11 protein-coding genes are annotated in these 11,254 nt (G+C 70.3%); 4 read left to right on the top strand and 7 right to left on the bottom strand.

Annotated features, from left to right (window positions below; all coding sequences use genetic code 11):
• Positions 1 to 225 precede the first annotated feature (225 nt).
• Entirely contained in the window at positions 226 to 1,215 is a 990-nt protein-coding gene (gene moaA / locus ACGFWI_RS36815) for a GTP 3',8-cyclase MoaA (protein ID WP_393910435.1), read from the top strand.
• 12 nt (positions 1,216 to 1,227) lie between these two features.
• Here the strand turns inward: moaA and ACGFWI_RS36810 are convergent, their stop codons facing one another.
• Complete coding sequence (locus ACGFWI_RS36810) at positions 1,228 to 1,473, bottom strand: hypothetical protein (RefSeq protein ID WP_393910434.1); 246 nt, start codon at positions 1,471 to 1,473, stop codon at positions 1,228 to 1,230.
• A 231-nt stretch (positions 1,474 to 1,704) separates the two neighbouring features.
• Positions 1,705 to 2,079, bottom strand: a complete 375-nt coding sequence (locus ACGFWI_RS36805) for a DUF3099 domain-containing protein (RefSeq protein WP_393910433.1) — start codon at positions 2,077 to 2,079, stop codon at positions 1,705 to 1,707.
• A 221-nt stretch (positions 2,080 to 2,300) separates the two neighbouring features.
• On the opposite strand from ACGFWI_RS36805, the gene ACGFWI_RS36800 reads away from it, so the two are divergent.
• Positions 2,301 to 2,579 carry a GlsB/YeaQ/YmgE family stress response membrane protein gene (locus ACGFWI_RS36800; RefSeq protein WP_393910432.1) on the top strand — a complete coding sequence of 93 codons (279 nt, stop codon included), beginning with the start codon at positions 2,301 to 2,303 and terminating at the stop codon, positions 2,577 to 2,579.
• Between the two features lie 63 nt (positions 2,580 to 2,642).
• Here ACGFWI_RS36800 and tyrS read toward each other — a convergent pair whose 3' ends face one another.
• From tyrS to ACGFWI_RS36780, 4 genes are all read right to left on the bottom strand, one after another.
• Positions 2,643 to 4,046: a tyrosine--tRNA ligase gene (gene tyrS / locus ACGFWI_RS36795; protein ID WP_393910431.1), complete on the bottom strand. Its 1,404-nt coding sequence runs from the start codon at positions 4,044 to 4,046 to the stop codon at positions 2,643 to 2,645.
• Between the two features lie 139 nt (positions 4,047 to 4,185).
• Complete coding sequence (locus ACGFWI_RS36790) at positions 4,186 to 5,616, bottom strand: metallopeptidase TldD-related protein (RefSeq protein ID WP_393910430.1); 1,431 nt, start codon at positions 5,614 to 5,616, stop codon at positions 4,186 to 4,188.
• A gap of 260 nt (positions 5,617 to 5,876) precedes the next feature.
• Positions 5,877 to 7,226: an FAD-binding oxidoreductase gene (locus ACGFWI_RS36785; protein WP_393910429.1), complete on the bottom strand. Its 1,350-nt coding sequence runs from the start codon at positions 7,224 to 7,226 to the stop codon at positions 5,877 to 5,879.
• A gap of 54 nt (positions 7,227 to 7,280) precedes the next feature.
• Positions 7,281 to 8,150 (bottom strand): DAPG hydrolase family protein, encoded by an 870-nt coding sequence (locus ACGFWI_RS36780; protein WP_393910428.1) that lies wholly within the window; start codon positions 8,148 to 8,150, stop codon positions 7,281 to 7,283.
• A gap of 383 nt (positions 8,151 to 8,533) precedes the next feature.
• Here ACGFWI_RS36780 and ACGFWI_RS36775 point away from each other — a divergent pair, with 383 nt between their 5' ends.
• Both ACGFWI_RS36775 and ACGFWI_RS36770 read left to right on the top strand, forming a co-directional pair.
• Complete coding sequence (locus ACGFWI_RS36775) at positions 8,534 to 9,046, top strand: metallophosphoesterase family protein (protein WP_393910427.1); 513 nt, start codon at positions 8,534 to 8,536, stop codon at positions 9,044 to 9,046.
• A 210-nt stretch (positions 9,047 to 9,256) separates the two neighbouring features.
• A complete protein-coding gene (locus ACGFWI_RS36770; protein ID WP_393910426.1) occupies positions 9,257 to 9,505 on the top strand; it encodes a hypothetical protein in 249 nt (82 codons plus the stop codon).
• A 197-nt stretch (positions 9,506 to 9,702) separates the two neighbouring features.
• On the opposite strand, the gene ACGFWI_RS36765 is transcribed toward ACGFWI_RS36770, so the two are convergent.
• Positions 9,703 to 11,235, bottom strand: coding sequence for a TldD/PmbA family protein (locus ACGFWI_RS36765; protein ID WP_393910425.1), 1,533 nt, complete (start codon positions 11,233 to 11,235; stop codon positions 9,703 to 9,705).
• Positions 11,236 to 11,254: the final 19 nt, after the last annotated feature.

The following is an 11,254-nucleotide window of genomic DNA, read 5'->3' as shown; positions in this document are numbered from 1 at the left end:
TGGGGCGCGGGCGGCGAGGGGGGGGCGCCCGCCCCCGGGGGGGGGCCCCGCCCCCCCCCCCCCGCGCCGGGGGGGGGGGGGGGGTGCGACCACCCCCCCCCCCCCCCCCCCGCCCACCTCGTGCTTCTCATCTCTGCTCGCTGTCACACCCATCGCGTAGGCTCGAAGGCGTACTGATCCACCGATGGAGACGTACCGAGCAATCACTCTTGGGGAGGGGGCCCAGTGCTTATCGACACTTTCGGTCGCGTGGCCACTGACCTGCGCGTTTCACTCACCGACCGGTGCAATCTGCGGTGCACCTACTGCATGCCGGAAGAGGGGCTGCAGTGGCTCGCCAAGCCCGACCTGCTCACCGACGACGAAATCGTCCGGCTGATCGGCATCGCCGTGCGGGACCTGGGCATCGAGGAGGTCCGCTTCACCGGCGGTGAACCGCTGCTGCGCCCCGGTCTGCCCGGCATCGTCGAGCGCGTCGCCGCCCTCACCCCGCGCCCCCAGATGTCGCTGACCACCAACGGCATCGGCCTGCAGCGCACGGCCGCCGCACTCCGCGACGCCGGCCTCGACCGCGTCAATGTCTCCCTCGACACCCTGCGGCCGGACGTCTTCCAGGCCATGACCCGCCGCAAGCGGCACGACGACGTCCTGCGCGGTCTGGAGGCGGCCCGCACGGCCGGTCTGACCCCGGTCAAGGTCAACACCGTCCTGATGCCGGGACTCAACGACGACGAGGCCCCCGACCTGCTGGCCTGGGCGATCGCCAACGACTACGAGCTCCGCTTCATCGAGCAGATGCCGCTGGACGCCCAGCACGGCTGGAAGCGCGAGGGCATGATCACCGCAGGCGACATCCTCGCCTCGCTGCGCACCCGCTTCGCGCTCACCGCCGAGGGCGAGGAGGAGCGGGGCTCCGCGCCCGCCGAGCGCTGGATCGTCGACGGCGGCCCGCACCGCGTCGGTGTGATCGCCTCCGTCACCCGCCCGTTCTGCCGGGCCTGCGACCGTACCCGGCTGACCGCCGACGGCCAGGTCCGTACGTGCCTGTTCGCCACCGAGGAGACGGATCTGCGCACCGCCCTGCGATCCGAGGCACCCGATGAGGAGATCGCCCGCATATGGAAGCGTGCGATGTGGGGCAAGAAGGCGGGCTCGGGCCTGGACGACCCCTCGTTCCTGCAGCCGGAGCGTCCGATGTCCGCGATCGGCGGCTGAGCCGGTCCGGCGTCAGCGACCGGTGGCCGACGCCTCCCACTCCGCCAGCGTCACGACATCCTTGAGAAATCCGCGCATGTCGAGGAACTGCGACAGATGCTCCCGGTGCTCCTCACAGGCCAGCCAGGTCTTGCGCCGGTCCGGAGTGTGCAGCTTCGGGTTGTTCCAGGCCAGCACCCATACGGCGGTGGCTCGGCAGCCCTTCGCGGAGCAGATGACGGCGCCCTCGGCGGGTTCCTGGGGATTCGGGGAGTTCACGGCCTCAACCCTACGTCCTGCGATCACCGCTCCAGGCCCGGCTGCCGCACCCCGCGAATCTGCGGACATGGCGACGCCGGGCAGCCACGGGGGGAGCCGCCCGGCGTCGGTCCGTCGCTCCGACGGGGGATGCGGAGCGCGTACGCAGTATGTCACGGGGAATGGTGCGTAGTGCACCGGAACTCCATGATTGATCTGAGCTTTTCTTGAGCTTTGCAGACCGGGTAATGATCAGTTGGGGTCGTGTGGCGACGCGGAAGAGCCCGCCGCCGGCCGCTCCGGAACGGATTCCGCTGGGGCGCCGTCGGCTCCCGGATTCAGCATCGTCCTGGTCGGGCCCGCAACGAAGGTCTTCGGCAGCGAAGGGGCGTTCTCCCGGCCCGCGTTGGCGATGACCACCGCGATATAGGGCAGCGTCAGCCCCAGCACCAACGTCGCAATGGCGATGGGCCGTTCGACGTTCCACAGCACGACGGTGAGCACCACGGCCACCGTCCGTACCGCCATCGAGATCACATACCGCCGCTGCCGGCCGCGCACATCCTCGGAAAGGCCCTGCCGGGCCCCGGTGATCCGGAAGGCCTGGCCACTGCTCTGCTTCCGCATCACGTTCCACCACCCGCTCAGTCGTGCCGGATTCTCCCCGGTATCCGGTCGGTTTCCACGGTACGCCGCGACTGCGCCGCCTTCGAGACCGGGGCATGCCCCGGTTCGGCCGGGTCTGTCACCGCACCCTGCGTACGGCGGTCCCCGGCGTGCGCCGTAGTCGATGCGGAGCGACACTGAGGGGCGACCGTCATCCGCACCGTGCCGCAGGAGGAGTCGACATGACGTGGTTGTGGGCCATCATCGTGGGCCTGGTGCTGGGCCTGATCGCGAAGGCCATCATCCCGGGCAAGCAGCAGATCCCGCTCTGGCTGACCGTGATCTTCGGCATGCTGGGCAGTGTCCTCGGCAACTGGGTGGCGACCGGCATCGGGGTCAATGACACCAAGGGCATCGACTGGATCCGGCACCTGCTGCAACTGGCCGGCGCGATCGTCGTCGTCGCCGTCGGTGACCGCGTCTGGGCCTCCATGCGCGCCCGCAAGAAACACACCGCCTAGACGCACATGACACGGGCGGCCGGCGCGCATCGCTGCGCACCGGCCGCCCGTACCTCTGCCGTATCAGCGGCCTTCGAGCTGAGCCAGCTTCCGTCCGGCCTTGAGGTACACGACCCCGGCCGTGTCCGCCAGCTTCTCGGCCAGCACCTCGCCCAGCGGCCGGACCGAATCGGCCTCCGCCAGCACCACGGTCTGCTGCCCGTCCTCGCCCTCCACGACCAGCCGCAGCGCATTCTGCTTGGCCAGCCGCCGCGCCGCGGAGGCGCTCGGCGTGAACTCCAGGACCTTGGTCAGCACCGTCGCCACCGTCTCCGCACCGTGCGCGGCGACCTCGACGACCGGGAGCGACTCCACATCGGAGAACGACTTCTTGGAGAACTGCGCGACGAAACCGGCCCGCCCCGCCATCGCCGCCTCCAGGCCGTACAGCGCGGCCACGACCTCGCCCGCCAGGACCTTCTTGAGGTCCATCGGGTGCAGCGAGCGGTCCGCGATCCGGCCCAGGACGAGTGCGATCTCCTCGTCCGTCCACTCCGTCCAGGCCTTCAGGTACGGCTCCATCAGCCGGTCCGGCACCGACATGATCTTGCCGAAGACATCGTCGGCGGGCGCGCTCAGCCCGACGTAATTGCCCTTGGACTTGGACATCTTGGCGCCGGTGCCGTCCGTGCCCTCGATCAGCGGCATCGTCACCACCAGCTGCGGCCGCTGCCCGCGCAGCTCCATCAGCTTGCGGCCCATCTGCAGATTGAGCAGCTGGTCGGAGCCGCCCAGTTCCACATCGCACTCCAGCGCCACCGAGTCCAGGCCCTGCGCGATGGGGTACAGCAGCTCCGTCATGGTCAGCCCGGAGCCGGCCGCCAGACGGTTGCGGAAGTCCTCGCGCTGCAGCAGCTGGGAGGCCGGCACCTGGGCGAGCAGCGTGAGCAGCTCCGGGAAGGTGTACGGCGCCAGCCACTCGCTGTTCTGCCGGAAGCGGACCTTTTCGAAGTCGAAGAAGGGCCGCACCTGTTCGCGGTACGTGGCGAGGTTGTGCGCGATGTCCTCGTCGGTCAGCGGCGGGCGCTCGGCCGTACGGCCCGACGGGTCGCCGATCTTGGCGGTGAAGTCACCGATGATCAGCGTGACGTCGTGGCCCAGCCGCTGGAACCGGCTCAGGACGATCAGCGGCACCGCATGCCCGAGGTGCATATCGGTCGCCGTCGGGTCAATGCCCAGCTTGATGTGCAGACCCGTGCCGGCCGCCCGGCGCTCCTCGATCCGCTCGGCCAGCTTCTCCACGCCCGGCAGGACCTCGACCGTACGGGCCGCGATCAGCTCGGCCTGCTCCTTGGCGGGCAGGTCCGTCAGATCGAGATAGCGCCGGGCGCCCGTCTCCTTGAGCAGCTCCTGGACCGTGGCGTCCGAGGTGAGGTCGGCGGAGAGCAGGGTGGTGGCGCGGGCGACGGATTCGCCGAGGCGTGTCATGGCGTTCCTGATCGATCGTGGTTCCCAAACGGGAGGACAAGCGGACAGTCTATTAGGACCGCAGGACACTCCCGCGCCGTCCGCCCGCCGCTCGTCGCCCCGGCCGCCCCGCCACCACCGGCCGGGCGTGCCTCAGGCCTCACACTCCGCGGCTGACCGAACTCATGTTGAAGTCCGGGACGCGCAGGGCCGGCATCGCGGCACGGGTGAAGTAGTCGCCCCACTCGCGCGGCAGGGTGCGCTCCGTACGGCCCGCCTCCACCGCCCGGGACAGCAGATCCACCGGAGACTCGTTGAACCGGAAGTTGTTCACCTCGCCGACCACCTCGCCCCGCTCGACCAGGTAGACACCGTCCCGGGTCAGACCGGTCAGCAGCAGAGTCGCCGGGTCCACCTCGCGGATGTACCACAGGCAGGTCAGCAGCAGGGTGGGACCGTCATGGCCGGCCGCCGCCACCATCTCGTCCAGCGAGCGCGAACCCCCGCCCTCCAGGAGGAGGTTGTCGATGCCCGGCGCCACCGGGAGGCCGGTCAGCCCGGCGCTGTGCCGGGTGGTCGGCAGCCGGTTCAGCACCCCCTCGCGCATCCACTCGGTGGCGGTCAGCGGCAGCCCGTTGTCGAAGACCGAGGCATCGTCGCCGGAGGAGTGCGCCAGGACGAACGGAGCGCACTCCAGACCGGCCGCCCAGGGGTCGCTGTGCAGCGTCAGCGGCAGCTCGCTGAGCCGCTCGCCCAGCCGGGTGCCCGCCGCCGAGCCGTTGCCGTCGGCCGGCCTGGAGAAGACCGTCCGGCCCTCGGCGGCGTCCCGGGCCCCGGAGGACCACATCTGGTAGACCAGCAGGTCGGCGACGGCGGTCGGCGGCAGCAGGGTGTCGTACCGCCCGGCGGGCAGCTCGATCCGCCGCCCGGCCCAGCCCAGCCGCCGGCTCAGCTCGGCGTCCAGCTCCCGCGGATCGACATCGGTGAAGTCGCGGGTCGCGCGACCGGCCCAGGCCGAGCGGGTGCGGTCCGGGGACTTGGCGTTCAGCTCCAGCGTCCCGGTGGGCTGGTCGTGCCGCAGCCGCAGCCCGGACGAGGTGCCCAGATACGACGAGACGATGCCGTGGTGGGCGAAGCCGTACAGCTCCCGGCCGCCGGCCCGGGCCTGCTGGAAGGACTCGCCCAGGGCCGGCGCGAACGCCGCGAACACCTCCGAGGAGGTCTCGGCGGGCGCCTCGGTGAAGTCGGCGGACACCTTCTCGCCCCCGACCAGCGGCTGCGCGTCCTCGGCGGGCCCGGCGTCCCGGGCGGCCGCCTCGGCGGCACGCACCAGCGGCTCCAGGTCGTCCGCGGTCACCGCGGAGCGCGTGACGACGCCGGACGCGGTGCCCTGGCCGCCGTTCACGGTCGCCACGACCGTGAGGGTACGGCCGCGGGTGACGCCATTGGTGGTGAGCGCATTGCCCGCCCAGCGCAGATTGGCGCTGGAGTGCTCATCGGCGATGACCACACAGCCGTCGGCACGGGAGAGCTCCAGGGCCCGCTCGACGATCTCGTGCGGTCTGTTCCTGCGCGGCGTACGCGTGCTCATCGACCGGCCTCCTGGTGGAAAGCGGACTGTGCGGGGTGGGGCGGCGACACGGTGTCGACCCGGGAGCAGAGCTTATCGAGCGGTCTACACGGCACCGGCGGGTTCTGCCAAGGGCGGGCTCCGCGGAGGGATGGCCACCAGCCACTCCGGCGACCGGGCGGGGCCGGATGCGCCCCGGCCACGGGGCCGGCGAGCTGACGCGGTGAGGCGTCAGAGCCGCGTCCGGCCACGGGTCCGCTCGCCGCGCGCCGAGGGAACCGTCAACGCTCAGCCGGCCGGCCGAGCCAGGACACGAACATCCCGTCCGGATCCCATGTGCCACGGAGGTCATCGAGCCGACGGAGGTTCTCGTCGGTCATGAAGCGGTACGGGCGGTTGAGCAGGTTCTCGTCGGCCAGCTGGATGCCACTGGCCCAGGGCTCCCACGCGCGCATGTGGTCGGTCACCCACCTGGTGTACGTGCTGTCGTCGGCCGGATCGGTCCAGGCCGCATAGAGCGCGTAATACAGCTCGTCCTCCACGGAGTAGGCCATCGACGGGCGTGGGGGCTGTCCCTCGCGGCCTCCCCAGTTGAACATCACCAGGTGCGACGGTGCCGGTGGCCAGGTCTTCAGCATCTGCTCGAAGTTGGGCCACAGGTCGTCGAACGAGGCGTGGGTCCACATGTTGTCGGCCAGATACCGCTTGGTCTCGTCGTAATGCGGATCGGTGCCGAAGCGGCTCAAGGTCTTGGTGTCCGTCACCTCGTTGAGCCGGGTCGTCAGGGCCTGCGCACGTGCGGGACAGGACTCGAAGACCGACAGCTGCTCCCTGGCCTCCTCCTCGGTGTCGGTGAACGCCGTCGCGTTGAGGGCGATGAGCGGCTCGTCGTCGGTCATCGGGTCGCGGCTGCACAGGAGATTGATCTCCGTCGGCGTCCGGCGGCCGGTCTCGTGCACGAAGCCGTAGACGTCGTACGCGGCCGAGGCCGGCCAGAAGTAGCCGCTGTTCATCGTGACCCGCCTGCGCGGATAGAGCTTGACGTAGAACCTGGTGACGACGGCGAAGAAGCCGGGACCGGCTCCGCGGGACGCCCAGAACAGGTCCGCGTTCTCCGTCTCGTCGGCATGGACCTGCTCGCCGGCGGCGGTGACCGCGTCGATGCCGGTGACCGACATACAGGCCGGTCCGTAGTCCCGCCCGGCCCAGGCGAACCCGCCCTGCAGCAGGTACCCGCCGAGGGAGACACCTGTGCAGTGCCCCGTGGGAAAGAACAGGTGGTGACCCGCCAGCATCGAGCTGAGCTCCGAACCTCTGATGCCGGGCTGGGCGGTGCCGGTCATCGCCTCCCGGTCGACCGCCACCTCCCGCAGATTCGAGAGGTCGATCAGCACCGTGCCGTCCCGCAGGTGCGAGGCGGACCAGCTGTGGCCGCCGGAGCGCACCGCGATCTGCAGGCCCTCCCGCCTGGCGAGCTCGACCGCTCCGACGACGTCGTCCTCGTGGTCCGCCGGCACGATCACTTCGGGATACCGGTCCGGCACCCCTGCGTGCCAGCAGGCCGCACGACGCAGGTTCTCGTAGCGGTGGTCACCTCGCCGCAACACCCTGTCCTCGATACGAGGCGCCATACCCTCTCCTTCGTGGGATCTTCCGTGAAGGGATTCCCGCTGCGGAACAGCCCTTTACGGCCGGCCGCGCGCTGCACCACGGGTGAACTCCTCGCACAGGTCCGGGAGAAACGCGGCGAGGTGGTTCATCTCCTGGGAGCAATGCACGACCATGGCCCGAGCCTGCTCCGCACCGAGATTCCTCAGGCCGTCCGCAGCCGTTGCGAGCTCACCGGTCAGGGACGCTCCGCCGCGAGGAGAGACGTGTGAGCCGCCCATCCAGAAACGTGAGCGCATCTCGGCGCCGTCCCGCACCCGGCGTACGTGATGAATCAAGTAGCCCCAGTCGAGCGGCACACGGGACAGCCCGACCACACCGCAGACCGCGGTCGCCTCGTCCGGATCGAGACCGTCCTCGCTGAATCCGAACCTGCCGGGCCGGACGAAGCGGATGGCGAGCTCGCCGAGGGCGCTGCCGATGTATTCGTCGACGAACGACGTGCCCCCGATGTATCTCTCGCGGTACGGGGCACCCCCGTCCGCCGGGTCTCCTGACCATGCGGCGTACACGTGGGCTCGCGGGTGCCACAGCTTGTACCGCTGGGTCTCCGTGGTGTGCCACCAGAACCACCAGTCCAGCATGGCCGGGGAGACGCCGGGCATGCGGGTCAGTGCGGCGATATGCAGGGAACCGTCGTCGAAAAGGCTGTATCCGTTTTCGAGGTCGCCATAGCCGGCGGCGCTCAGCGTCCCCGCGGTGTCGAGGCTCAGGCACCGAGGGGGCGCCTGCGGGCCGAGCGCGAGCGCCTCCCTGATGTGCTCCGGCAGCGGCGCCATCACCGGGTTCCAGTACTTCGCGTACCACTTGCCGTCGAGTTCGCCGGCCTGCATTCCCAGATGGGGCCGGCGGCCGGGGTCGGGGCGTGGTTCCGCCACGTCAGCCATGCTGCGCCTCCCGTCACGGGGCCGTGATCGCCGTCACCTGGCCGGTGCCACGACTCCGGAGGCCCCGACGGCCGTCCCTCGGGCGTCAAGCACCCCGACCCGGAAGTACGGGTCCGGTGATGACGCTAGGCACTACGGTCGGCCGACGCCTGCTGGAGGCCCGTCCGGTGGGCCGTTCGCACCGCGCCTCACCGGGTCGGCGTACTCGCCGTCGGGACGGCACGGCCGTTGCCACCCGCAGGCGCACGATGTCGTACTGCGGGCGCGCGGCAACGAGTCCGTACCCGCCCGGCGACCCTGGGCGCCGACGCCGTCTCACCCGGAGCCCTCCGCGTCCGGCGATCCGTCCCACGCCTCGGCTCCGTCACCCCACAATGGCGGCCATGCTGAATCGAGTGGCAGTACTGTCCGACATCCACGGAGTTCTGCCGGCCGTGGAAGCTGTGCTCGCCGAACCCGAGGTGAGCGCCGCCGACCGCATCGTGCTCACCGGCGACATCACCGCAGGCCCGCAACCGGCCCAGGTTCTCGACCTGCTGACCGGCCCCGATCGCTGGAAGGAGGTGCTCAGCGGACTCGACGCCGACGTCCGTACCGTGGTCTGCGGCCATACCCACATGCCGTTCGTCCGCCTCGTCCACGGCCGACTGGTGATCAACCCCGGCAGCGTGGGCATGCCCTACGGACGAAGCGGAGCCCACTGGGCCGTCCTCGGCCCCGGCGTCGAACTGCGCAGCACCGACTTCGACATCGAAGCCGCTGTCACCCAGGTCAGCGAGGACTCCTCCTACCCCGAAATCGCGGAGTGGGCCGACTACTTCCTGCACGCACGCGCAACCGACGCAGACGCTCTCGAAGCCTTCGGACCACGGGACGGACGCGAGCAATCGGGATGAGACCCCATCTGTCACCCATGACAGCGGGCGGCGGAACACCGACTCCACCGTCAACGACGCCTGTCCATCTCGGCACCCCTGCACCGCTCTTGATGCATCGGCGCAGTGGTCGGCCGGTGAAGGGTGGTGACGTGTGCCAGTAACGGATCAGGGTGAGTGTCGGGCCACTGGTATGCGCTCAACTCCCCGTTACGCCCGTACGGTCGTCTCATGGACTTCAACATCACGGCGGAGGAGGAGGCGGTCGTCCTCCACGTCGCCGCACTCCTCCGAGCGGGCGGCTCTCCGACGGATGAAGAGCTGGCCGACGAGTTGGGCGACGAAGTCCGGTCGCGGCTTCAGTCGCTGCTGGAGAAGGGATGGCTCGTCGTCGATGCCGAGCGGACCCTGACACTCTCCATGATTGCTCAGGCGGCCATCTCCAGTCGGCGCGACGCTTCCGGGGGCGCAGGGACATGAGGAAGTCCCGTTCGCGAGTTTTGAGGGCTCGCGCACGGGTCAATTCCTGCGGCGTGCCGATCTGCGGCCCTCCTGCAAAGAGGCGGCAGCGACGGCGGGAACCCCTGACCGCACGCCGATGAGCTTCCGGACTGCACGCCGATGAGCATCCGGCCTGTTGACCATGTGCAGACCTTGGGCGTCTGCGGGGATTCACCTCAGGTGCGCCCCGACTCGGCCGAGGTGTTCAGGATGTTCACGTTCCGGAACAGCGCCGAGGGGCAGCCGTGGGACACCGCGGCAACCTGTCCGGGTTGCGCCTTTCCGCAGTTGAACGCGCCGCCGAGGACATAGGTCCGGGGTCCGCCGATCCCCGCCATGGAGCCCCAGAAGTCGGGGGTGGTGCCCTGGTAGGCAAGGTCCCGGACCTGCCCGCACAGGCGCCCGTTCCGGATGACGTAGGCCCGTTGCTGGGTGAACTGGAAGTTGTACCGCTGCATATCGATCGACCAGGACCGGTCGCCGACGACATAGATGCCGCGTTCCACCCCCGAGATCAGCTCCTCCGTGGACGGCCCGTCCGCCGCCGGCTGCAGCGAGACGTTCGCCATCCGCTGGACCGGCACATGGCCCGGTGAGTCCGCGTACGCGCATCCGTTGGAGCGCGGGAAGCCGGTCAACTTGGCGATTCTGCGGTCGAGTTGATAGCCGACCAGGGTGCCGTCCTTGATCAGGTCCCAGGACTGGGCGGCCACCCCCTCGTCGTCGTAGCCGATCGTGGCGAGCCCGTGTTCGGCGGTCCGGTCGCCGGTGACATTCATGATCTCGGAGCCGTAGGCCAGCTTCCCTAGCTGGTCGAAGGTGGCGAACGAGGTGCCCGCGTACGCCGCCTCGTAGCCCAGCGCCCGGTCCAGCTCGGTCGCGTGGCCGATGGACTCGTGGATCGTCAGCCACAGATTGGACGGATCCACCACCAGGTCGTACGTGCCGGCCTCGATGGCCGGCGCGCGCATCTTCTCGGCGAGGTGCTCCGGGATGCGGGCCAGCTCGCCGTCCCAGTCGTAGTGGTCGCCGGTGAGGTACTCCCAGCCGCGCCCGACCGGCGGGGCGAGGGTGCGCATCGAGTCGAAGTCGCCGGTCGCCGGGTCCACCGCGACCGCCGTCAGCTGCGGATGCAGCCGCACCCGCTGCTGGGTGGTGCTGGTGCCCGCACTGTCGGCGTAGAACTTGTTCTCCTGGACGGTCATCAGCGCGGCGTCCGCATGGGCCACGCCCTCGGCGGCCAGCAGCCGCGCGCTCCACTCCGCCAGCAGCCCGCTCTTCTCGGCGTCCGCCACGTCGAACGGGTTGATCTCGTACGAGGAGACCCAGGTGCGGTCCGGGTGCGCGGGTTCCGCCGCCAGCTCGATCAGCTCGTCGGAGCCCGCGGCCGCGATCACCTTCGCCGACAGCTTGGCCATCGCCACCGCCTGCGAGGCCACCCGTGCCGCCGCGTCCATCGTCAGGTCCACCCCGGAGGCAAAGCCCCAGGCCCCGCCGTGCACCACCCGGACCGCGTACCCGAGGTCGGTGGTGTCCGAGGTCCCGGACGTACGGGCGTCCCGCAGCCGCCAGGACGCGCTGCGGATCCGCTCCAGACGGAAGTCCGCATGGCCGGCGCCCAGCGCGCGGGCGCGGGCCAGCGCCGCGTCGGCCAGCGCACGCAGCGGCAGCGCCAGGAATGTTTCGTCAACGGCATGGGGTGCAGGCAAGGAGTCCTCCCGTGGTCGG

It is taken from the genome of Streptomyces sp. NPDC048434 (genome assembly GCF_043200375.1).
Taxonomy (GTDB): Bacteria; Actinomycetota; Actinomycetes; order Streptomycetales; family Streptomycetaceae; genus Streptomyces.
The sequence above is the reverse complement of the archived record's forward strand: the minus strand, read 5'-3'. Positions and strand labels throughout refer to the sequence as shown.